Raw genomic sequence first — 23,805 nt, forward strand, 5'->3', positions numbered from 1 at the left:
TGCAGGAAAAAGCAAGAAAAAGAAACCCCCACCCCTCAAGAATGAGGGGCAGGGGAGTTGAATAGGCGAAGCCTATTTTTTAATTTGCAGACGCATGAGGAGAAAAGTTATGTTAAATCAGTTTTCAAGAACAGAACTATTACTGGGTAAAGAGGCCATGGAGATTCTGGAACGCTCCAGAGTGGCGGTCTTCGGCATCGGCGGCGTGGGCGGCTATGTGGTGGAGGCCCTGGCCCGCAGCGGCGTGGGGGCCTTTGACCTCATCGACGATGATAAGGTATGCCTGACAAACCTGAACCGCCAGATTATTGCCACAAGAAAGACCGTAGGCAAATATAAGGCGGAGGTTATGAAGGAGCGGATTCTGGAGATCAATCCGAAGGCGGAAGTGAATACTCACATCTGCTTCTTTCTGCCGGAAAATAAGGACGAATTTGATTTCAGCCAGTACACCTACGTGGTGGACGCCATTGACACAGTTACCGCAAAGATTTCCCTGGTGGAGGAATGCGAACGGGCAGGCGTGCCTCTCATCAGCAGTATGGGCGCAGGCAATAAGCTGAATCCCTTCCTCTTTGAGGTGGCGGATATCTACAAGACCAGCGTATGCCCGCTGGCGAGAGTGATGCGGCGGGAGCTGAAAAAGCGCGGCATTAAAAAATTGAAGGTCGTTTATTCCAAGGAAAAAGCGGTGCGCCCCATCGAGGATATGTCCATCAGCTGCAGAACCAACTGTATCTGCCCGCCGGGAGCCAAGCACAAATGCACCGAACGCCGGGACATTCCGGGTTCGACCGCATTCGTACCGTCTGTGGCCGGACTTTTGATTGCCAGCGAGATCGTAAAGGATCTGACCGAGGACGCCATGAAGCGGGCCCGGGCAGCCCAGGAGCAGGAGGAGAGTAAATAAATGAATGGAAAATTATATGGAATCGGCGTGGGTCCGGGTGATCCGGAGCTGTTGACACTGAAAGCAAAACGGATTCTCGACGAGGCGGACATCATCGCCGTTCCGGTAAAAGAGGCCGGAGAAGAGAGCACTGCACTGGAAATCATCCGTCCGGTGGTGGATCTGGAGCATAAGAGCCTCCTGGAAGTCATTTTCCGAATGGCAAAGGACAAAGAGGAGCGGAAGAAATGCAGGGCGGCGGCCTGTGGGCAGCTGACTGCGGAGCTTTCCAAGGGAAAAAATATCGCCATGATTACCCTGGGCGACGTCTCTGTATACAGCACCTATATGTATGTCAATCAGTACGTGGCTGAGCATGGCTTCGAGACCGAGATCATCCCGGGCATCCCGTCCTTCTGCAGCGGAGCGGCGGCGGCCCAGTTACCGCTGATGGAGGGAAATGAGTCCCTGGTTATCGTGCCCTCCGTCCGGGCAGAGCAGCAGGTGGAGGACGCCATCGCCCATTATGACAATGTGGTCATCATGAAGGCAGGCGGCAGCATCGGCCGCATCCTGGAGCTGATGAAACAGTATGACCGCGCGGAAAACTGCGCCACCGTCATCAGCTGCGTGGGTATGAAAGACGAATATATCGGACCGTTGGATCCGGAGAGAACATACAGCTACTTTACAACCGTGATTATCAAGAAAGAGAAGAGGTAGGAAAATGGTATCATTTATCGGAGCAGGCCCGGGCGATCCGGAGCTTCTGACAATCAAGGGAAAGAAACTCATCGACAGCGCGGACGTCATCATTTACGCAGGTTCCCTGGTGAACCCCCAGGTGCTGGCGGACGCCAAGGAGGGCGCGCAGATCTATAACAGCGCCACTATGACCCTGGAGGAAGTGCTGGCTGTCATGAAGGACGGCGAGGACAAGGGCCTGAAGGTAGTCCGTGTCCATACCGGCGATCCGGCCATCTTCGGCGCGCACCGGGAGCAGATGGACGCTCTGGACCGTATGGGAATTACATATGAAGTAATTCCGGGCGTCAGCTCCTTCCTGGCTACCGCGGCGGCGCTGAAGAAGGAGTATACTCTGCCGGGCGTCAGCCAGACCGTGATCCTGACCCGGATGGAGGGAAGAACTCCTATGCCGGAGGGAGAGAAGCTTGCGGATCTGGCAAAGCACCACGCCACCATGATCATTTTCCTGAGCATCGGTATGATGGACGAGCTGTCCGCGACCCTTCGGAAGGAATACCGTCCGGACACACCGGTGGCTGTGGTCTACAAGGCCAGCTGGCCGGAGCAGAAAATCGTGCGGGGAACGCTCTTGGATATCGCGGAGAAGGTCAAGGCTGCAGGCATCACCAAGACTGCTCTGACGGTAGTAGGCGATTTCCTGGGAGATGACTATGAGCTGTCCAAGCTTTATGACAAGACCTTTACCCACGAATTCCGGAAGGGAGTCGATGCATAATGAGTATCCGGCTTATCAGCATCAGCCATAAGACGGCGCCGCTGGAGGTCCGGGAGCTGTTCGCTTTTACGAAAGAGAAGCAGGCGGAGCTTGGGAGAATTCTCCGGGAGGAAGGCGGCGCGGCAGAGAGCGTCATTATCGCCACCTGCAACCGGACGGAGATCTATACCTATTTCGACGCAGCCCAGGATAAAAAGAAAAATGTATTTACCAGGCTGCAGGAGCTGATTCTCCGGGAATCCGGCGCGGTGGCTGTAAAAGAGGACGTGTCCGACTATCTGCGCTTCTATCAGGACAGAAAGGCGGTCAACCACCTGTTTTCCGTGACGGCAGGCCTGGATTCCATGGTGGTGGGTGAGGATCAGATTCTCGGCCAGGTGAAGCACGCATTGGAATTGGCTCAGGAGGCGGGCAACAGTGGCAAATACCTGAATACCCTGTTCCGCTACGCCGTGACCTGTTCCAAGAAGATTAAGACTGATACCGATCTGTCGAAGACTTCCGTGTCCACAGCGACCCTGGCGGTCAAGGCGGCGGAGGAAGCCTTTGGCGGAAGCCTGGAGGGAAAAAATGTCATGGTTATCGGCGGTACCGGCCAGATAGGCGGCATCGTGCTGAAGAATCTCTACAGTCTGAAGGGCTTAAATATCTACAGCACCATCCGGAATGTGACCATGACTCATGACGCCCATATCAAGAGCGAAACCAATACGCTGATTGATTATAAGGACCGTTACGACTACGTGGATCAGATGGACGTCATCATCAGTGCCACGGCCAGCCCCCATTATACGCTGACCGGCACGAGGGTGAAGGAGCACATGAAGACTGACAAGATCCGTGTGTTCGTGGATCTGGCAGTTCCGGTAGATATCGAGGAGAGCATCGCGGAATTTCCGCGCACCTTCTTTTATAATATGGATGACTTTGAAGAGTTAGCAGAAGCTAACAATAAGGCCAAGAAGGAAGCAGTCTGTCAGGCAGGCGAGATTCTGACGGAATACGAAGAGGATTTTATGCGCTGGATGATTTTCCAGCAGGGCGTGCCCCGGATGCAGGAAGTGAAGCACTGGATGGAAGAAGAAGCGGAGAAAAAGGGCTTCGGGAAAGCCATCGATAAGCTGTTTTACCGAATTCGGGAAAATGCGTCGCCGGAGGAACTGGAGGCCTTTGTGGAGAACCTGCGGGAGCCGGGGAAGTAAAACGGTCGGGACATAAATTCTGAGAAATAAGTTTTAGAAGTAAAATGCGGTTGCAATCCGGAAAAGTCCGGGACAGAAATGGAGAATACAATGGGAAAATTATACGTGGTGGGCTTCGGCCCCGGCGGCTATGAGCATATGACCGCCAAATGTATCGACGTCATCAATCATGCGGATATTATTACAGGCTATACCACCTATGTGGAGATGTTAAAGGAGTTCTTCCCGGATAAGAATTATCTGGCCACACCTATGATGCAGGAAGTGAAGCGCTGCCGGATGGCGGTGGAAGAAGCCATGAAGGATCAGACCGTGGCCATGGTCAGTTCCGGCGACAGCGGCATCTACGGCATGGCGGGCATCATTTACCAGGTGGCAGAGGAAATGAATGCGGACATCGAGATTGAGACCGTACCGGGCGTGACCGCAGCCAGTGCGGCGGCTTCTGTGCTGGGCGCGCCGCTGATGCATGATTTCGCTGTGATCAGTCTGAGCGATCTGATGACCCCGCTGGATCTGATTATGAAGCGTGTGGACTGCGCGGGTCAGGGCGATATGATCGTCTGCCTGTATAATCCCAAGAGCAAAAAGCGCACCGGCTATGTGGAGCAGGCGGCGGAGATCCTGATGAAGTACCGGAAGCCGGAGACGCCGGTGGGAATTGTGCGCCATGCGGGCCGCAAGGAGGAAAGTAAGCAGATCACCACGCTGGCAGAGCTTAAGAATGCGGAGATCGATATGTTCAGCGTAGTCCTGATCGGAAACTCTCAGACTTATGTAAGTAAGGGAAGAATGATTACCCCCAGAGGATATGCGTTAAAGTGATGAGCGCTGCGAGATGGAACGAAGTGAAATCGAGGTCAGCGCTCATGGAAACACAGGAGTAAATTATGAAGATTCGAATCGGTACAAGAAAAAGCAAACTGGCCTTAGTGCAGACCGATCTGGTGCGGCAGCGCATCGAGGCGGCCTTCCCGGAGGTGGAGATAGAAATCGTGGAAATGTCCACCAAAGGTGACGAGATTCTGGATAAATCCCTGACCTCCTTTGGAGGCAAGGGGGTCTTTACCCAGGAGCTGGAGGAAGCCCTGTTAAAGGAAGAGGTGGATCTGGCCGTCCACAGCGCCAAGGATATGCCTATGGAATTCCCGAAGGGTCTCTACATCGGCGCAGTCCTGGAGCGGGCCAATGTCCACGACGTGCTGGTGACCACCACAGGCGTGAAAGCGCGGGATCTGGCGCCGGGAAGCATCGTGGGAACCAGCTCTCTCAGACGGGAATTACAGATCAAAGAACTGAATCCCACCGTGCGGATCAAGATGCTTCGCGGCAATGTGCAGACCAGACTCCGGAAATTGAAAGAGGGCCAGTACGACGCCATTCTTCTGGCGGCTGCAGGTCTGGAGCGGCTGGGTCTCGATAAAGAAGAAGGCATTCATCTGGAATATCTGGATACGGATAGATTTTTACCGGCAGCAGGTCAGGGAATTCTGGCGGTGGAGGCAAAAGAGGGACGTTTTACAGAGGTATTAAAGGCCATTCACTGTGAAGAGGCTGCCCTGGAGCTTGCGGCAGAGCGGAGCTTTCTGGCGGCCATCGGCGGAAGCTGCAATGCTCCGGCGGCGGGACTGTGCGTTCCGGCAGCCCGTTCTTTAAAAATGAAAGTGCTGTACGCGCCGGAAGGAGCTACCGGGCTTCGGAAAGCCGAGGCCATCGTGGATCTGACTGAAGCAGGAAGCCAGGAGGAGAAGCTTTCCAAAGCGCGTATGTTAGGCGAAAATCTGGCAGGCGAAGTGAAGCGGGGCAAGGTCTGGCTTCTGGGCGCAGGCCCGGGCGACATGGGACTTCTGACCCGGAAAGCCCTCTGGTGTATCCGACACGCAGACGTGCTGGTCTACGACAATCTGGCCAGCGGAGCCATTTTAAATGAGGCCAGGGAGGATGCAGAGCTCATCTACGCGGGCAAGCGCGCCGATAAGCACCATTTACGCCAGTGGGAGACCAATGCCCTTCTGGTGGAGAAGGCCCTGGCGGGCAAAAACGTGGCCCGGGTCAAGGGCGGCGATCCCTTTATCTTTGGCCGTGGCGGCGAGGAAGCCCAGGAGCTCTTAAAGGCGGGCGTGGAATTCGAAATCATTCCGGGCGTATCTTCCTCCTATGCGGCTCCGGCTTACGCGGGTATTCCGGTGACCCATCGTGACTATGCGTCCTCCTTCCATGTGATTACGGGACATGAGAGCGCGGACAAGACCGGTCTGGTGCTGGATTACGCCACACTGGCGAAGGAAGAGGGAACCCTGGTCTTTCTGATGGGCCTGAAAAATCTCCCCCATATCGCGGAAGAACTGATTGCCCACGGAAAGGATCCGAAGACCCCGGCAGCTGTGGTGCAGGCCGGAACGACGGCCAGACAGCGGGTGGTAACAGGGGTACTGGAATCCATCGCGGAGACCGCAAAACAGGTTGGCATTCAGACCCCGGCTATCACGGTCGTGGGCGATGTGGTAACTCTGCAGAAGCAGCTTTCCTGGCTGGGCGACAAGCCCCTCTTTGGAAAACGGGTACTGCTGACCGGCACGAAACCCATGTGTGAAAAGCAGCGGGAGGTCCTGGCGGCAGACGGCGCGGAGGCGATTCCCTTCAGCCTGATTTACACGAAGAAGCTGTCTATCCCGGCGACGGAGCAGGCATTTGCAGAGATAAAGAATTACAGCTGGGTAGTGCTGACCAGCAGCAACGGCGTGCAGTTTTTCCTGGATGAAATGAAAGAGCGGCGGCTGGATATCCGAAGCCTCTATGACCTGAAGTTTGCGGTCATTGGGGCCGGTACGAAGGCGGCGCTGGAGGCGGCGGGCCTCTATGCGGACTTTGTGCCCAGCCGGTATTCCAGCAGGGATCTGGCGGAGGAATGGATTCCGGGGCTGACTGACGCAGATAAGGTGCTTCTGTTACGCGCCCGGGAGGCTTCTTCGGAGCTTACGAAAGCGTTGGATGCAGCAGACGTTCCCTACACGGACGCGGCCCTCTATGAGACAGCCCGGGACGGGCGCAAAGCCGAAGAACTGAACCGTATCCTGCCGGAAATGGATTATATCACCTTTGCCAGCGCGTCGGCAGTCAAAGCCTTTGCAGACATGGTGGAGAACCCGGCGGAACTGACGGCGAAAGCTGTCTGCATCGGGCCGGTGACAGAGAAAGCAGCAGTACAGGCGGGCATTCCGGTGTATGCAAGCGCAGTGGTTTACACGGCAGAGGGCATACGGGATGTGCTCAGAAAAGATAATTTGAAAGGGAAAGCGAATTGATTCAGATACAGAGCGGCACGGCTTCGATAGTGGAAGGAAAACTGCATAGGGGAAATGAGCCGAAGCAATTCGTCTATCTGCATGGCGGCGATATCTGCGGCGCAGCGGAGGCAAGCGGGAGGAATACGGCGGAAATCCTGGATTTCTCTGCGAATATCAATCCGCTTGGCATGCCGCCCGGCGTCCGCGAGGCCATCATTGAAAGCCTGGACAGCTCGTTGAATTATCCGGATCCCTTTTGCCGGGGCCTTAAGGCAGCGCTGTCCGAAAAGCTCGGCCAGCCAGAGAATTTTATTCTCTGTGGCAATGGTGGCGCGGATCTGATATACCGACTGGTATATGCCACCCGCCCGAAGCGGGCGCTGGTGACGGCTCCGGCCTTTGCGGAGTACGAAGAAGCCCTGAACCAGACCGGGACGTGGATAGATTTCTTTCCGCTGGGGAAAACGCTGGAGATTACGGAAGATTATGTGGATAAATTATCCGCGGAGCACGACATGGTATTTCTGTGCAATCCGAATAACCCTACGGGCATCCTGACGCCCCGCAGCGTGGTGAAAAAGCTGCTGGACAAGGCGAAAGCCCTGGATGTGCGGGTGTGTCTGGACGAGTGTTTTCTGGATTTTGTGGAACATGAGGAGGCGTATTCTGCGGCTGGGTGGCTTACAGAATATCCCAATCTCATTATTTTAAAGTCCTTTACCAAAATGTACGCCATCCCCGGGCTGCGGCTGGGCTATGTGCTCTCTGCTGACGGGGAGCTGCTGAACCGGATGTGTCTGGCGGGCCAGCCCTGGTCTGTATCCGAACCGGCCCAGGCCGCCGGAATCGCGGCGCTGAAAGCCGGGGGCTTCCGGGAAAAGACCATTGCTCTTATCGATAGGGAGCGGACATTTTTAAAGGAACAGTTAGAAAAACTGGGGTTTCGCGTTTGCGACGGCCGTGCCAATTACCTCTGCTTTCAGGCAGAAGGCGATGAAACCCTGGCGGACCGGCTGCAGGCCGAGGGCATTTTGATCCGGCGTTGTGCCAATTATCACGGGCTGGGCGGGGATTACTACCGGACAGCGGTGCGGGGTCACGAGGAAAACGAAGAATTACTTGCCTGTCTGAAAAAGGTTTTATAATTTTATTATAAAAAGAGTAGAAAAAGAAACGAACTTATAAAATTTAGCACGAAGAAACGGAAGAAGTTTGGTGATAACATGAGCGAAAAGAAAAAAGCAAAAGCAATCATGGTACAGGGAACCATGTCCAACGCGGGTAAAAGCTTCCTGGTGGCCGGACTCTGCCGGGTATTTAAGCAGGACGGCTACAAGGTGGCCCCCTTCAAATCCCAGAACATGGCCCTGAATTCCTACATCACAAAGGACGGACTGGAGATTGGCCGGGCCCAGGCCATGCAGGCGGAGGCCGCGGATATTGAGCCCACCGTGGAAATGAACCCGATTCTCTTAAAGCCCACCAGCAACGTGGGCAGCCAGGTCATCGTAAACGGCGAGGTCCTGGGCAATATGAAGGCCATGGATTATTACGCCAACAAGCGTCAGCTGATTCCGGAGATTCAGAAGGCCTTCGACAAGCTTTCCGAGGAGTTCGACATTATCGTCATCGAGGGCGCGGGCAGCCCGGCGGAGATCAATCTGAAGGAAAATGATATCGTGAATATGGGAATGGCAAAAATTGCCAACGCTCCCGTACTGCTGGCCGGCGACATCGACCGGGGCGGTGTCTTCGCCTCCCTGTACGGAACGGTGAAACTTCTGGAGGACGACGAGCAGCAGAGAATCAAGGGTCTGATCATCAACAAATTCCGCGGCGATGTGGAAATCCTGCGTCCGGGCCTCCGTATGATCGAGGAGCGCACCGGCATTCCGGTGGTGGGCGTAGTGCCCTTAAAGCCGCTGGATATCGACGACGAGGACAGTCTGTCCGAGCGCCTGAATCATAAGGAGAAAAAGGGAGGCATCGACCTGGTGGTGGTGCGGCTTCCGCATATTTCTAATTTTACAGATTTCAATGTGTTCGAAGGTATGGAGGGCGTGTCTCTGCGCTATGTGCGGGAGGTGAGCGAGCTTGGCCGTCCCGATCTGATTTTCCTGCCGGGAACCAAGAACACCATGGACGACCTGGCCTGGCTTCGGGAGTCCGGCATGGAGACCGCGGTGCTCCGCTGCTCCGGGGACGGGATTCCGGTGGTGGGAATCTGCGGCGGTTATCAGATGCTGGGCGATCTTCTGGAGGATCCGGACAATGTGGAGCACGGCGGAACCATGAGGGGCATGGGCCTGTTACACACGAAGACCGTATTCTCCCAGGCGAAGACCCGGACCCGGATTCAGGGCCGCGTCAAAAATGAGGCGGAGCTTCTGGACTTCGCCGGAAAAGAAGTGCAGGGCTACGAGATTCACATGGGCCGCACGGAGGCTCTGGGCGGCTGCCGGGAGACCATTTACCTGGAGGACGGTCGTGTCGACGGCCTGTCCAATCCGGAGGGAACTGTGTACGGCACCTATCTTCACGGCATTTTCGACTATGGTGATTTGGCGGCCATGCTGGTGAGCCGTCTGATGGTGAAGAAAGGTCTCGACCCGAAAAACTGGCATTTTGACGCCCAGGCCCATAAGAAGCAGGAGTATGACAAGCTGGCGGATCTGGTCCGCAGCTCTCTGGATATGAAGAAGATCTACGAGATATTGGAGGAAGGAATCTCATGTTAAATGAAATCGAAATTGTAAAGCCTATGGATATCGAGAAGCGCAGTATGGCGATTATCACGGAGGAGCTTCATGGCCGCACCTGGCCGGAGCCGGAGTTCTCCATCGTGAAGCGCTGTATCCATACTTCTGCGGACTTTGATTACGCGGACAATCTGTGCTTCTCGGAGCATGCGGCGCAGATCGGCGTGGAGGCTTTGAACAGGGGCGCCTCCATCGTGACAGATACCCAGATGGCAGCCTCCGGTATCAACAAAAAACGGATGCGGGAATGCGGCGGAGAGGTATACTGCTTCATGAGCGATCCGGATGTGGCTGCGGAAGCCAAAGAACGGGGCTGCACCCGGGCGGCTGTCTGCATGGAGCGGGCGGCGGCGCTTCAGAAGCCTCTGATCATCGCAGTGGGCAACGCGCCGACGGCTCTCATTCGTCTTTATGAGCTGATTCAGGAGGGAAAAATCAAGCCAGAGCTTATCATCGGCGCTCCGGTGGGCTTTGTGAATGTGGTGGAAGCGAAAGAGCTGATTATGACAGCGGGCATTCCGTATATTGTGCCGAGAGGGCGCAAGGGCGGCAGCAATATCGCGGCCACCATCTGCAACGCCATGTTGTATCAGGGCGGAAGATAAGGCTCTGGCGTGATGAAGCAACAAAAAAATGAAAGCGTGAAAATTATGGAGTTAGATAACTATATCGAACAAATCAAGCCTCTGGATGAGGATGCCGTAAATGCGGCCTGGGCCCACTGGGATTCCCTCTGTAAACCATTACGGGGCATGGGACGGCTGGAAGAAATGGTAGCCCAGCTGGCAGGTATCTACGGAACCGCGCAGCTCGGTGAAGTCGCGGATCTGAAACCGGTGGTCGTCATCATGGGCGCAGACAACGGCGTGGTAGCCGAGGGCGTCAGCCAGACCGGAAGCGAGGTCACAGCCCAGGTGCTGGAAAATATGGGCGATCGCAAATCCTCCGTCTGTATCATGTCCAGGCAGATGGGCATCGAGGTTATCCCGGTAAACATCGGTATGTTCGTGGACGGACAGCATCCCCGGATCTGGAACAGGGTAGTCCGTTACGGCACTGCCAATATGGCCAAGGAACCGGCCATGAGCCGAGAAGAGGCCATTCAGGCCATTGAGACCGGAATCCAGGTGGTGAAAGATCTCTATGAGGCGGGCCATCGCATGATCATCACCGGAGAAATGGGGATCGGCAACACCACGCCCAGCTCCGCCATGGCGGCAGTGCTGCTGGACAAAGACGTGGCTGAAGTCACAGGCCGTGGCGCGGGACTTTCCAGCGCCGGACTGGAGCATAAAATGGAAGTCATTCGTCGGGCTATCGAGGTGAATCAGCCGGATAAGAACGACATTCTGGACGTGCTTTCCAAGGTGGGAAGCCTGGATATCGCGGGCATGCTCGGCTGCTATCTGGGCGGAGCCATGATGGGCGTACCGGTCCTGATTGACGGTTTTATTTCCTCCATTTCCGCTTACTGCGCGGTGCAGCTTGCACCGGAAAGTAAAGCGTATATGGTGCCGACCCACTGCTCCGCGGAGCCTGCGGGACGGATGATGCTGGACGCGCTGGGAATGACTGCGCCCATTCAGGCGGGCATGCATTTGGGCGAGGGAACCGGAGCCGTGACAGCCTATAGCCTGTATCAGTACGCCCTGGCGCTCTACAACGGATTGCCCAGCTTTGCGGAAGGCAAGGTGGAGAAATATACACACCAGAAGTAAAAAGTGCGGAAAATTAAGAGTTTCTTAATGGGAAAACTGGCATGATATTTGATAGAATAAAGCTGACACAATAAATACTTGAAAGTATTTACATGGAGGTGCGGGTATGAAAAATAAGTGCGCAAGGCTTCTGACAGCGGCTGTGGTGCTGCTGATGGTGGTTATGGTGCTGTCTTTGAGTGGCTGCGGAAAAAAGAACGATGTGGAAAATGGAACCGTGGATGGAACAGAGCAGACGGATACGGCGACAGACACAGAAGCGGCAGAAAATACGGCAGATACGCCGGACGATGCAGACATAGCCGCATCTGAGAACTCGGACAGCAGCGACCCGGAAGCTCCCAGCTTCGCGGCTCTCCAGTACGTGGATTTCACCTTCTCCAGCGGCGCGGGAGCCTGGGCCACCCAGCTGAATATCCGGCCGGACGGCAGCTTTTCCGGGGAATACTGGGACATGGACATGGGAAGCAGCGGAGACGGTTACCCCAACGGAACCCAGTACGGCAATACCTTTACCGGGAAATTTACTGATTTACAGAAGGTCAATGACTATACCTGGGCCATGAAGCTTGACGAAATCAACTACACGTATGAGATAGGAAAAGAAGAGATCCTGGATCAGATTCTCTATTCCTACACGGAGGCTTACGGTCTGGACGGTGCGGACGAGGTCGATATCTATCTGCCCGGGGCTCCGGTTTCTGAGCTGCCGGAGGAGTTTTTACAGTGGGCGTGCAGCAATTATGATCGTTTTGAGGCCGAAGAGAACGGTCTTCCCTGCTACGGCCTTTACAATGTGGAGGGCGCAGAGGGATTTTCCGGCTATGATTTCATCGATACAGCGGTGGAATATGTGGAAAACGCGGCAAAGGCAGATCAGGAGATTGTCCGTTCCCTTCAGGAGGATCCCTCCCTTACCCAGATGGATATGAATGTAAAGAGCAAGGAGCGCTATGATAACTGGGATGCAGCCCTGAATCTGGTCTGGTATCAGCTGAAGATGAAGGGCGTTCTGAAGGACGAAGACATGGAACAGCTTCTTACGGAGCAGCGGGAATGGATCAAAGAGAAAGAAGAAGCCGCGCAGAAGGCCGGAGAAGGGTCAGAGGGCGGCAGCATATGGGCGTGCCTGGTCAATGACAAAGCGGCAGAGCTTACGAAGGAGCGAACCTATGTTCTTCTGAATATCCTGCTGGAGGCAGCAGGCCGGGAAACTGTGACGATGGAGTAAAAATCGATGCTGGATCAATACGTCTATAAAAACAACAAAAAAATGCGGATGGGCTATACCACCGGATCCTGCGCCGCGGCGGCTTCCAAGGCGGCGGCCTGGATGCTGCTTCACGGGCAGATTCTGCCGGAGGTAGAGCTGATGACGCCAAAGGGCATCGGCCTCCATCTGGAGGTGCTGGATCCGAAGCTTTCCAAAGGGGAGGTCTCCTGCGCGATCCGGAAAGACGCAGGAGATGATCCGGATGTGACCGACGGACTTCTGATCTATGCCACAGTCAGCAAGACAGAAAAGCCCGGCGTCACCCTAGACGGCGGCGAGGGCGTAGGCCGGGTAACCCGGGTGGGCCTGGAGCAGGCTGTGGGCGACGCAGCCATCAATAAAGTGCCCCGTCAGATGATTCGCGAGGGCGTGGAGGAGATCTGCAGGGAGGCCGGATATACCGGCGGCCTTTCGGTGATCATTTCCATTCCGGGGGGTGAGGAGCTGGCCCGGAAGACCTTCAACCCCAGGCTTGGTATCGTAGGGGGCATTTCTGTCCTGGGAACCAGCGGGATCGTGGAGCCCATGAGCGAGGAGGCCCTGATTCAGACGATCCGGGTGGACATCAAAATGCAGCTGTCCGGAGGACGGAGCTATCTGGTGCTGGTGCCGGGCAATTACGGTCTGGATTTTCTGGAGGATTATGAGCCGGAGGTGCTGAAGCGTTCCGTCAAATACAGTAATTTTCTGGGAGAAGCCATCGACGCGGCGGTGGAATTCGGCGCAAAGGGCATTCTGCTGGTGGGACATATTGGGAAGCTGGTGAAGCTGGCCGCAGGGATTATGAACACCCACTCCCGCAACGCCGATGCCCGGATGGATATCCTGACGGCCCACGCGGCGGTGCTGGGCGCGGACCAGGAGACAGCGGCCCGGCTAATGGACTGCATCACCACGGACGAGGCGTTGGATATCCTGAAGGAGAAAGGACTGCTGGAGCCGGTGATGAAGCGGCTGATGGAGCGGATGGAATTCTATGTGGATCACCGGAGCGGCAAGAGCCTGGAGCGGGGAATCCTGACCTTTTCCCTGGAGCAGGGAGTGCTGGGTGAATCCACAGATGTGCGGCGGCTGATAACCTGTGTGAAAGCGGAAATCGAGCAGACAGAGTCTGAAGGAACAGAAAAACTGACAGAGTAAGATAGAATAGATTTGGACAGGAAAGGAGATGACAGTATGAAGCTCGCAATCATTGCATTTACCAGAGCAGGGTGTACGTTTGCGAAACGGATACGAGACGCGTATGAACAAAAAGGTAACACCTGTGTATGCCACTGCAAAGGCAGGGATGCAGCTGAATGGGGCATTCCGGTGCTGGAGGGTTCCCTGAAGGAATGGACCGGGAACATGTTCCGGGAATGCGACAGCCTGCTGTTCATCGGGGCCGCCGGAATCGCAGTGCGCGCAATCGCTCCCTTCGTGGCCAGTAAGGCCTCTGATCCGGCAGTTCTGGTTATGGACGAGCAGGGTCATTTCGTCATTTCTCTGCTGTCCGGGCACCTGGGCGGGGCCAATGCGCTGACCAGGGAGATAGCGGCCCTGGTGGGAGCTGTGCCGGTCATCACCACCGCTACTGACGCGGGCGGCCGCTTCTCAGTGGACGATTTTGCCCGCCGGGAACATCTGTATCTGGACAGCCTGCCTCTGGCGAAAGCGGTGGCGGCGGATATTCTGGAGCAGCGGACCATCGGTCTCTACAGCGATTTTGAAGTGGTTGGGCAGATTCCGCCGGAGCTGTCCATTCAGAAAAAGGACGGGCTTGGCATCAGTATCTCTGTGGACGAAACCTACGATCCCTTTCCCAGAACCCTGCACCTGGTGCCGCGCATCGCGGTACTGGGCGTCGGCTGCAAGAAGGGGACTCCTGTGGAGCGCATCAAAGCGCTGGTGGAGCAGGTGCTTATGCAGAATCAGCTTTCAAAGCACGCCATCGCCAGGATAGTTTCCATTGATCTGAAGAAGGAGGAGCCGGGGCTTCTGGCCTTCTGCGAGGCCTGGAAGCTGCCCTTTCAGACCTACACGGCGGCAGAACTGGAAGACGTGGAATGTGAGGGCGGTTTTACCGAATCTTCCTTTGTCCGGCAGATCACCGGCGTAGGAAATGTATGCGAGCGCAGCGCCCTGCTGGCCGCAGGAAGAAAAAAGCTCTTTCAGCGGAAGGTGGCCCAGAACGGTGTGACCGTGGCGATTGCGCTGGAGGAATATACGGTAAACTTTGGATAAATGAAGGATAAAGAGGGACAGGTGCATGAAACAGGTAATTGTATTTGCAGGAACTACAGAAGGAAGACAGTTAAGCGCCTGGCTGGCGGCAGCAGGGGTGGAGACCCTGTGCAGCGTAGCCACCGAATATGGAGAACTGCTGGTGGAAAAGCAGCCCCATCTGAGCGTCCACCAGGGACGTATGCTCCCGGAGGAGATGGAACAGCTTTTCGCAGAAGAGGGAAAGCCCCTGGTGCTGGATGTGACCCATCCGTACGCGGTGGCCGTGTCGGCGAATATCAAGGCGGCCTGCGAGAAGACCGGGTGCGAGTATCTGCGTCTGATTCGTCCCTCGTTGATGAATAAAAATGCATGTAAGACTGCGGAAGAAATTGTAGTAGTCGAGAGTGTGGAGGCCGCAGTAAACTTTTTGAAAACGACGGAAGGTTCCATTTTTGTTACCACAGGCAGCAAGGAATTAGCCAAATTTACTGCTCTGCCAGACTACCAGAACCGTGTATACGCCCGTGTCCTGGCGACCCCGGAAGTCGTGACCCAGTGTACCGAAGCAGGTTTCACAGGCCCCCATCTTATCTGTATGCAGGGCCCTTTCTCCAAAGAACTGAATCTGGCCATGCTTCGCAGCATCGGCGCAGCCTGGATGGTTACCAAGGAAGCAGGCCGCGCAGGCGGCTTTGAGGAAAAAATGACCGCCGCCAAAGAGGCTGGAGTCAAAGTTGTGCTGATAGGCCGCCCACGGGAGCAGGCAGGACTGTCCATTGAGGAAGGCGTGAAGCTGCTGGCGGAGCGGTTCCATATCCCATCTGATTTGACGGATTCTCGTGACGAGAAAAACGGACGAATCGCATACTTAGTCGGCATCGGCATGGGTACCCCCGACCACCTGACCGGCGAAGCCCGCGCTGCCTTCGAAAAGGCTGACTGCATCCTGGGTTCCGGCCGCATGTTGGATTCTTTTAAAACTACCAGAAAGCCTTTATTCGACGCTTATGATCCGGCGAAAATGCTGACTTACGTTCAGGAGCACCCGGAACACCGCACTATCGCCGTAGCCCTGTCCGGCGACGTGGGCTTCTACAGCGGAGCCAGGCGTCTGATCAGCACCTTTGGAAATGCGGGCATCCGCACAGAACTCATCACGGGCATCTCCTCCGTGACCTATTTCTGCAGCCGCCTGCAGATTCCCTGGGAGGACGTGAAGCTCATGAGCATCCATGGGCGCCGGGAGAATCTGATTGCGGCGGTACGCACCCATTTCCGCACCTTCACGTTGCTGGGCGGCAGAGACAATGTAGCGTCCTTATGTGAAAAACTGGAAAAATATGGATTCGAAAACGTGAAGCTCTACATCGGCGAACGCCTTCACTACCCGGAGGAGCGTATCACCGAGGGCACGCCCGCGGAGCTGAAGGAGAAAGCCTTTGACAGCCTCTGCGTGGCCATCATCGAAAACCCGTCTTACATGAGCGGACTTCGAAGCTGCATCCCCGATGAAGAGTTTCAGCGGGGCGACGCACCCATGACGAAGAGTGAGGTGCGCAGTCTCTCCGTGGCCAAGCTGAATCTGAACCGGGATTCCATCGCCTGGGACATCGGCGCGGGAACCGGCTCTGTCACCATCGAGATGGCGCTGGCAGCCGCGGATGGTGAAGTGTACGCCATCGAGAAAAAGCCCGCGGCGGCAGCCCTTATCGAGGAGAACGCAAGAAGATTCGGCACGCCCAACGTGGAGGTCCATGTGGGAACGGCCCCGGAGGCCCTGACTGACCTGCCCGCCCCGACCCACGCCTTTATCGGCGGCTCCTCGGGCAACATGAAAGAGATTTTACAGCTTCTGCTTGCGAAAAATCCGCAGGTCCGCGTGGTAATAAACGCCATTACACTGGAGACCGTGGCGGAGGCCAACAGCTGCTTCAAGGAGCTTGGCTTCACGGACTTGGACATTACCCAGATTCAGGCGGCCAAGGCCAAAAAGGTGGGGCCCTACGAGATGATGATGGGTCAGAATCCGGTCTACATCTTCGCCGGAACCGGAAAGGGGGAAGCATAAATGAGACTGCCGAGAATTATGCTGGCCGCTCCTGCCAGCGGCAGCGGCAAAACTTTGATTACCTGCGGCATCCTGCAGGCTCTGGTAAACCGCGGTTTCCGTGTGGCCTCCTTTAAATGTGGCCCTGACTACATCGACCCCATGTTTCATAGCAGGGTCATCGGCGTGAAATCCGGCAATCTGGACACTTTTTTCACGGATAAGGCGACCACCCGTTACCTGTTTGGCCGAAGTGCTGCGGAGGCGGAGATTTCCGTGGTCGAGGGCGTCATGGGTTATTATGATGGACTTGGCGGCATCTCTGAGGAGGCCAGCTCTTCGGACGTGGCGGCGGCTCTTAATATGCCCGTGGTGCTGGTGGTGAACTGCAGGGGTATGAGCATTTCTGTGGTACCGCTGATCAAGGGCTTCCTGGAATATCAGACTCCCAGCCGCATCAAGGGCGTCATTTTAAATCAGATGCCGAAGTCCCTGTACGCCGACATGAAGGCGCAAATTGAACGGTGGCTGCCGGTGAAGGTGCTGGGCTACGTGCCGAAGGTGGACGATCTGGTGCTGGAAAGCCGTCATCTGGGCCTGGTGCTTCCGGGTGAAATCGAGAGCCTGAAAGAGAAGCTGAACCGCCTGGCTGCCGTATTGGAGGAAAGCATCGATCTGGACGCTTTTCTGGCTTTGGCCTATGAAGCGCCGGATTTTACCTACGAGACGCCGGAGCTTCCGAAGCTCTCCGGTGAAAAAAAGGTCCGCATCGGCGTGGCGGAGGACGACGCCTTTTGCTTCACCTATCGGGATAATTTTCAGATGCTTAAGGATATGGGTGCGGAGCTGGTTCCATTTTCCCCCATAAAGGATGAGAAGCTGCCGAAAGGCATCGACGGCCTCATCTTAAGCGGCGGCTATCCGGAGCTGCACGCGAAGGCGCTGAGCGAAAACGCATCCATGCGAAGGGCTATTCACGACGCAGTGGTGGCGGGACTCCCCTGTATCGCCGAGTGCGGCGGCTTTCTTTACTTGCACCGGATCCTGGAAGGCTCCGACGGCGTAGAGTATCCAATGGCGGATGTGATCGGGGCACGGGCCTACCGGACGGATCGGCTGTCTCGTTTCGGCTATATCGAGCTGGAGGCGAAACAGGATCAGCTCATTTTAAAAGAGGGAGAAAAGGGCCGGGGGCACGAATTTCATTACTGGGAAAGCGAGGACTGCGGCGACGCCATCCACGCGAAGAAACCCTTACGGAAGCGGAACTGGGACTGCGTACATGGCACGCCGACCCTGTATGCGGGCTTTCCCCATCTCTTCTTCTATTCCAATCCGGCCATGGCCTGGAATTTTTTACAGAAATGTAGTAACGATTCCATACAGCCCGAAGCACCTGCTGCTGAGGGCGTATAAAAATGATTCAATGTGAGGAATATAGATGCTTGCAGTGATTACAGGAGGCAGTGGAAGCGGCAAATCCGAATACGCGGAGAGCGTAGCCACTTCCTTGGCAAAACGGGACGGACTTCTCTTATATTATATCGCCACTATGCGGCCCTTCGGCGCGGAGGGCATGTGGAGAGTGGAGCGCCACCGGAAGCTCCGGGCCGGAAAAGGCTTTGAGACGATAGAATGTTATGTAAACCTGAAAGAACAGACCCTGCCGGAGAAGGGCGTGGTGCTGCTGGAGTGCATGTCGAACCTGACGGCCAACGAAATGTTTGAGCCGGAGGGCGCGGGTGACGACACCGTGGAGGCGGTGCTGGCAGGCGTGGAGGCATTGAGAGACCGCTGCGTCCACCTGGTCATTGTGACCAACGATATCTTTTCCGACGGAATTACATATGATGAAGTAACGGCGCTGTATCAGGAACGGCTGGGCGAGATCAACCGGCGCATCGCGGCGGAGGCCGACCAGGCGGCGGAGGTGATCTGCGGCATTCCTTTGCAGCTTAAAAATAAAGGACAGAGCCTATGAAAACGATGAGACGGATATGGAACAGTTTTAAAATCGCATTTGCCATGTATTCCAAGATTCCCATGCCCCGGGCGGACTGGGAGAAGGAAAATATGCGCTATATGATGTGCTTCTTTCCCTTTGTGGGCATCGTCATCGGCGCGCTGATGGTGGGCTGGAGCTTCTTAAGCGGAAAGCTCGGCGTGGGCGACAGCCTCCGGGGCGTCATTTATGTGCTGATTCCGGTGCTGGTGACCGGCGGCATCCACCTGGACGGCCTGCTGGATACGGCGGACGCCCTGTCCTCCTGGCAGCCGAAGGAAAAGAAGCTGGAGATTCTCAAGGATTCCAATGCGGGAGCCTTCGCGGTCATCGTGGCCTGCTGTTATTTCCTGGCCTGCTTCGGCTTCTGGACGGAGCTGTCGGGCCGTCAGGTGCTGGTGCTCTCCGGCGGCTATGTGCTGTCCCGGTCCATGAGCGGCCTTTCGGTAGCGTCCTTTCCCTGCGCCCGCAAGACCGGAACGGTAGCAACCTTTTCCGACGCGGTGCAGGAGCGCACGGTCATGACCTGCCTCTACATTCTGCTTTTTCTGTCCGCGGGCTTCATGTGCCTGCTGGACGCGAAGCTTGGCACGGCGGCTGTGGTGGGAGCCTGGTGTACGTTTTTCTGGTATTATTGTATGTCCATGAAACAGTTCGGCGGCATCACCGGCGATCTGGCGGGCTGCTTCGTGCAGACCTGCGAGCTGGTCATGGCCATCTGCGTGTGGGCGGCGGGGAAGTTCTAGTATTTCAATAAGTTGAAAATTGCGTCGGAGTTGAAAAACTCCGGCGTTTTTTTCAATGAAATTATTAGCCTGACAGGCAATGTATTTGTACAAAACGATAAACCGTGTTAAAATGAAGGAGTTGTCAGAAATAAGATTTGTTATACGGGAGGTGTCACTATGGCAGGAATTAATAAGTTAGGATTTTTAAATTCTTTGATAGAAATCGTAAATAATAACATGGAAGAAGATGCTGCAACAAGTGTTCTTGCAAGATATTTTCTTGTGAATTTTAACAGACTTCCTGAGTTAAACATATACGATGTGGCAGAAAATTGTTTTGTGACTCGATCTTCTGTGCGACGATTTTGTCAATCCCTTGGATTTGATAATTATAAAGAATTAAAAAAACAGTTAGAAAATGTGCAGGATAATTACCATTATTATAAAGATGTTGTAATTACAGAAAATTATGGACAGAAAACAGCGGAAGAACTCTATCAAATGGCATTGGATTGTAATTCAAATGTGAGGGATTATGTGGAAAAAATTTCAGATTATATTCATGAGAGTAATCAGGTGGTATTCCTGGTTTCTGATATTTATTCGAGACAATGCAATGAATTTCAAAAAGGAATGATTCTTCTTGGAAAAATGGTAAAAATTGTGGGGCAGCAGTATGAAAATAATAAGCTTCTCTCACGTTTGGCACAAAATGATATGGTGATTACAGTATCTGTGGGCGGATTTTTTGCTGAGGCTTCTATAAAAATTATACAGAATCTTACCTGCAAAAAATATTGCTGACATCTAAGCGCTCAAAAAAATATAAGACATATTACAATGAGGTATTATATATTTGCAATCATGAACTTGGTGTAGACAGAACTGTATATCATGTTTACGCAGTTCCCTATTGTTTGGATTTGATTTTGTTCGCATATAAGAAAAAGTACGCAAATAGGAGCGTTTTTTGCACCCCATAAGAAATAATAATACTCTACAATTGAAAATGTACTAGGAAAAAGACAGCTGCAGCGTCAGAATATTTTCATTTATGGAGGGTGCTATGAAAAAAACGGATAATGAGGAAACGGTTAAACGGATTCTGAATGCGGTAGGGGGAGCAACGAATATTGTTGTTGCAAATCATTGCGCAACGCGACTTCGCCTGACGATTAAAGATACTGAAAAAGTAAGAGATGAAGAATTAAAAACAATTCCGGGAGTTATGGGACTTGTGAAGAATGCCAATGAATATCAGATTGTTATTGGCGTAGGTGTGGATAGACTATATCTGGACTTTATCAGGAAAAGTGATCTGGAATGCCAAAAAGAAATTGTAGATTTGGAAACATCTGAATTAGATCAGACCCCAAAAGGTATAAAAGGATGGTTCCTTGCATTTACAGATTTTATAGCGGGGGCAATTATGCCGGCATTACCGGTTATTGTTGCAGGAGGAATGATCAATGCGGTGTTGGTTCTTCTAACTACATATTGTGGATTAGATAGTACATCGGGCACATATATAATCTTGCATGCTATTTATACAGGAGCATTTAGTTTTATGCCAATTTATATTGGATATAATGCAGCAAAGAAAGTCAATGTATCGCCCATGCTTGGAGCGCTACTCGGAGGAATCATGGTATGCGGCGATATTAGTGGGGTAGAAGGACTTACATTTTTGGGAATTCCTGTTACAACACCGAGCTATAGTAGTACTATTTTACCAGTAATTCTGGGTGTATTATTCATGCAGTTTGTATACAAACCGCTGGATCGTGTAATTCCGAAAGAAATTAAATTTTTTGCGGTTCCGTTGCTGACAATGGGAATCTCTGCTCCGATTACATTAATTGCTCTTGGACCTATCGCAACATGGGTGGGTCAGATACTTGGAAGCGTTCTGGTATGGCTATCTGATACGCTAGGGGGATTGGCTGTTGGTATTATGGGAGGAGCAACCCCATTTCTGTTATACACGGGAACAGCGTCAGGTCTGTATGCGCCTATTTTTGTAAGTTTTGAACAGCTGGGATATGAGGCATTTGTAATGCCGGGAATGTTAGCTGCAAATGTTGCGGTAGGTGGAGCAACTCTGGCAGCATGGACCATGCTAAAAAAAGATGACAACAGGGCGATGGCACTTTCCTCAGGTCTGACAGCAGTATTTGGAATTACAGAACCAGCGATTTTTGGTGTTTTGGGAAGATTTCGAAGACCATTTATTGGGGCTACGATTGGCGGTTTGGCTGGAGGAGTTTTTGCCGGGGTTACGCATGTGGCAGAATTCGCGTTTTCATCTCCGGGAGTAGCGAGCGTAATTGCTTTCATTAATCCGGACGGAACAATGACTAATTTTATGATGGCAATATTAACGATGGCGATATCCTTTGTTGTAGCTTTTGTAGCAACCAGAATGCTTGGATTGGATGAGGCAGGGGCAGTGAAGGAGTGATAGGATGAAAAAAAATATATTTCCCGAAAATTTTTTATGGGGAGGTGCTGTTGCGGCAACACAGTGTGAAGGTGCATGGAATAAAGACGGAAAAGGGGAAACAGTACTGGATCATTGTACAGCGGGCGACAGAGAACATCCACGTATCGTAACAGACAGTCTTGAATCAATATATTCATATCCCACACATAATGGGTGTCATCAATATGAGCGGTATGAAGAGGATATTGCGCTTTTTGCTGAAATGGGATTCAAAACTTATCGTTTAAGCATTAACTGGGCGCGAATCTATCCCAATGGGGATGATTTGGAACCTAATCAGCGTGGAATCGAGCATTACAGAAAGCTTTTTCAGTGTTGCCGGAAATATGGGATAGAGCCAACGGTTACAATGACGCATTATGATATGCCCTGGAATCTGTGCAAAAAATATGGAGGGTGGTCGGATCGCCGTGTTGTAGAGTTTTTTGTTCGATATGCCAGAACGATATTTACAGAATATAAAGGGCTTGTGAAACGCTGGCTTACATTTAATGAAATTAACTTTGGAACTGTGACTTATGGAGGTATCGTTACCTCTGGAATTATTCCGGAGAATAGAAAGATTGTGATGGATGATCCAAACGCGACTCCGGAAGAAAAATCCAAACGCTTTCAGGCTCTTCACAATGAATTTGTCGCCAGTGCAAAGGTAGTACAATTGGGACATGAGATTGACCCTGAAAATCAGATAGGATGCATGCAGTGCGGGTTTACTTATTACCCTCTTACATCTAAACCGGAGGATATCCTTGCTGCCCAGCATGACATGGAGATTTGGAATTATTATTGCATGGATGTGCAGTGCAAAGGAAAGTATCCCTATTGGGCAAAACGATTTTGGGAGGAAAATGACATCAGATTTTCTATAGCAGAGGAGGATTTGGCTGAGCTCAGAGAAGGTACAGTTGATTTTATTAGTTTTAGTTATTATAAAAGTGATTGTTCTTCGGAAGCAGGGGCAGGAGAACAGAACAATGGAACCAATTTTGGAATTCCAAATCCTCATTTACCCCAGACAGCATGGGGATGGTGCATTGATCCGAAGGGGCTGAGATATCTGTTAAATGATTTTTATGCGCGATATGAGCTTCCGCTTATGATAGTAGAAAATGGCATCGGTGAATATGAAATAAAAGAGGCAGATAACAGAATTCACGATCAAGCAAGGATAGAATATCTGAGGGAGCATGTGATTGCGATTCGAGAAGCGCTTCAGGACGGCGTTCCTGTCATCGGATATACGCCTTGGTCGGCGATAGATATTGTTTCTGCCGGTACCGGGGAAATGAAAAAACGTTATGGTTTTATTTATGTAGATGCGGATGATTCAGGAAATGGAAGCTACGACAGATATAGAAAAGACAGCTTTTACTGGTATCAGAAGGTTATATCTTCTAATGGAGAAAATCTGGAAAATATTTAGGCTTTGATTTAATAAAAGAAATCGCTCTGATATGGAAAATGGGCGATTTCTTTTATCTTTTGTGTTTCCCTTGCAGGATGGTATAAAAAATAATCCGACACAACAACGTTATACCAGAATGGAGAAAATAGAAGAATCGGAGGTTAATTTCCTGGACTTACATTGTATAAAATTAGGAGGAAATCAGATATGATAAAGTATATTATTTAAGACATAAGTAATGACATGAGACATCTTATCTTTCTCCTTTAAATATAAGGTATATCAGTTTTGTTTAGTGAGAAGC

At 52.9% G+C, this 23,805-nt stretch carries 20 protein-coding genes; all 20 read left to right on the forward strand.

The genetic code is table 11. The features are described 5' to 3' along the window. The first annotated feature begins 109 nt into the window (after nucleotides 1-109). The 20 genes from OCV63_RS07185 (at nucleotide 110) to OCV63_RS07280 (ending at nucleotide 23,519) form a co-directional block, all read left to right on the forward strand. Nucleotides 110-910: a tRNA threonylcarbamoyladenosine dehydratase gene (locus OCV63_RS07185; RefSeq protein WP_158363178.1), complete on the forward strand. Its 801-nt coding sequence runs from the start codon at nucleotides 110-112 to the stop codon at nucleotides 908-910. Beyond that, nucleotides 911-1,612 carry a precorrin-2 C(20)-methyltransferase gene (gene cobI, locus OCV63_RS07190; protein WP_158363179.1) on the forward strand — a complete coding sequence of 234 codons (702 nt, stop codon included), beginning with the start codon at nucleotides 911-913 and terminating at the stop codon, nucleotides 1,610-1,612. A gap of 4 nt (nucleotides 1,613-1,616) precedes the next feature. Then, nucleotides 1,617-2,372, forward strand: a complete 756-nt coding sequence (gene cobM / locus OCV63_RS07195) for a precorrin-4 C(11)-methyltransferase (protein WP_158363180.1) — start codon at nucleotides 1,617-1,619, stop codon at nucleotides 2,370-2,372. Beyond that, entirely contained in the window at nucleotides 2,372-3,574 is a 1,203-nt protein-coding gene (hemA, locus tag OCV63_RS07200; RefSeq protein ID WP_158363181.1) for a glutamyl-tRNA reductase, read from the forward strand. The genes cobM and hemA overlap by 1 nt, the downstream gene beginning before the upstream one ends. A 90-nt stretch (nucleotides 3,575-3,664) precedes the next feature. Then, nucleotides 3,665-4,399 carry a precorrin-3B C(17)-methyltransferase gene (cobJ, locus tag OCV63_RS07205; protein ID WP_158363182.1) on the forward strand — a complete coding sequence of 245 codons (735 nt, stop codon included), beginning with the start codon at nucleotides 3,665-3,667 and terminating at the stop codon, nucleotides 4,397-4,399. A gap of 65 nt (nucleotides 4,400-4,464) precedes the next feature. Next, entirely contained in the window at nucleotides 4,465-6,879 is a 2,415-nt protein-coding gene (hemC, locus tag OCV63_RS07210) for a hydroxymethylbilane synthase (RefSeq protein ID WP_158363183.1), read from the forward strand. Beyond that, a complete protein-coding gene (cobD, locus tag OCV63_RS07215) occupies nucleotides 6,876-8,006 on the forward strand; it encodes a threonine-phosphate decarboxylase CobD (protein ID WP_262670693.1) in 1,131 nt (376 codons plus the stop codon). Before hemC ends, cobD begins: the two co-directional genes overlap by 4 nt. Nucleotides 8,007-8,084: 78 nt before the next feature. Beyond that, nucleotides 8,085-9,599: a cobyric acid synthase gene (locus OCV63_RS07220; protein WP_158363184.1), complete on the forward strand. Its 1,515-nt coding sequence runs from the start codon at nucleotides 8,085-8,087 to the stop codon at nucleotides 9,597-9,599. Next, nucleotides 9,593-10,225 (forward strand): precorrin-8X methylmutase, encoded by a 633-nt coding sequence (locus tag OCV63_RS07225; protein WP_158363185.1) that lies wholly within the window; start codon nucleotides 9,593-9,595, stop codon nucleotides 10,223-10,225. The genes OCV63_RS07220 and OCV63_RS07225 overlap by 7 nt, the downstream gene beginning before the upstream one ends. A 12-nt stretch (nucleotides 10,226-10,237) precedes the next feature. After that, a complete protein-coding gene (cobT, locus tag OCV63_RS07230; RefSeq protein WP_262670694.1) occupies nucleotides 10,238-11,338 on the forward strand; it encodes a nicotinate-nucleotide--dimethylbenzimidazole phosphoribosyltransferase in 1,101 nt (366 codons plus the stop codon). Between the two features lie 106 nt (nucleotides 11,339-11,444). Beyond that, nucleotides 11,445-12,569: a lysozyme inhibitor LprI family protein gene (locus OCV63_RS07235; RefSeq protein WP_158363186.1), complete on the forward strand. Its 1,125-nt coding sequence runs from the start codon at nucleotides 11,445-11,447 to the stop codon at nucleotides 12,567-12,569. A 6-nt stretch (nucleotides 12,570-12,575) separates the two neighbouring features. Continuing rightward, nucleotides 12,576-13,751, forward strand: coding sequence for a cobalt-precorrin-5B (C(1))-methyltransferase CbiD (cbiD, locus tag OCV63_RS07240; RefSeq protein ID WP_158363187.1), 1,176 nt, complete (start codon nucleotides 12,576-12,578; stop codon nucleotides 13,749-13,751). A gap of 36 nt (nucleotides 13,752-13,787) precedes the next feature. Beyond that, on the forward strand, nucleotides 13,788-14,834 hold the full coding sequence (locus OCV63_RS07245; protein WP_158363188.1) for a cobalt-precorrin 5A hydrolase: 1,047 nt from the start codon (nucleotides 13,788-13,790) through the stop codon (nucleotides 14,832-14,834). A gap of 25 nt (nucleotides 14,835-14,859) precedes the next feature. Next, a complete protein-coding gene (gene cobK, locus OCV63_RS07250; protein ID WP_158363189.1) occupies nucleotides 14,860-16,884 on the forward strand; it encodes a precorrin-6A reductase in 2,025 nt (674 codons plus the stop codon). Continuing rightward, nucleotides 16,885-18,279, forward strand: a complete 1,395-nt coding sequence (locus tag OCV63_RS07255; RefSeq protein ID WP_158363190.1) for a cobyrinate a,c-diamide synthase — start codon at nucleotides 16,885-16,887, stop codon at nucleotides 18,277-18,279. It begins immediately after the preceding gene. Between the two features lie 25 nt (nucleotides 18,280-18,304). Then, nucleotides 18,305-18,844 carry a bifunctional adenosylcobinamide kinase/adenosylcobinamide-phosphate guanylyltransferase gene (locus OCV63_RS07260; RefSeq protein WP_158363191.1) on the forward strand — a complete coding sequence of 180 codons (540 nt, stop codon included), beginning with the start codon at nucleotides 18,305-18,307 and terminating at the stop codon, nucleotides 18,842-18,844. Then, nucleotides 18,841-19,611 carry an adenosylcobinamide-GDP ribazoletransferase gene (cobS, locus tag OCV63_RS07265; RefSeq protein ID WP_317245749.1) on the forward strand — a complete coding sequence of 257 codons (771 nt, stop codon included), beginning with the start codon at nucleotides 18,841-18,843 and terminating at the stop codon, nucleotides 19,609-19,611. Before OCV63_RS07260 ends, cobS begins: the two co-directional genes overlap by 4 nt. 159 nt (nucleotides 19,612-19,770) lie before the next feature. Then, nucleotides 19,771-20,397, forward strand: a complete 627-nt coding sequence (locus tag OCV63_RS07270) for a MurR/RpiR family transcriptional regulator (protein ID WP_158363192.1) — start codon at nucleotides 19,771-19,773, stop codon at nucleotides 20,395-20,397. A gap of 262 nt (nucleotides 20,398-20,659) precedes the next feature. After that, nucleotides 20,660-22,054, forward strand: a complete 1,395-nt coding sequence (locus OCV63_RS07275; protein ID WP_262670695.1) for a PTS transporter subunit EIIC — start codon at nucleotides 20,660-20,662, stop codon at nucleotides 22,052-22,054. 4 nt (nucleotides 22,055-22,058) lie between these two features. Continuing rightward, nucleotides 22,059-23,519 (forward strand): glycoside hydrolase family 1 protein, encoded by a 1,461-nt coding sequence (locus OCV63_RS07280; protein WP_158363194.1) that lies wholly within the window; start codon nucleotides 22,059-22,061, stop codon nucleotides 23,517-23,519. Nucleotides 23,520-23,805: the final 286 nt, after the last annotated feature.

It is taken from the genome of Laedolimicola ammoniilytica, from assembly GCF_025567165.1.
In the GTDB taxonomy this organism is placed as follows: Bacteria; Bacillota; Clostridia; order Lachnospirales; family Lachnospiraceae; genus Laedolimicola; species Laedolimicola ammoniilytica.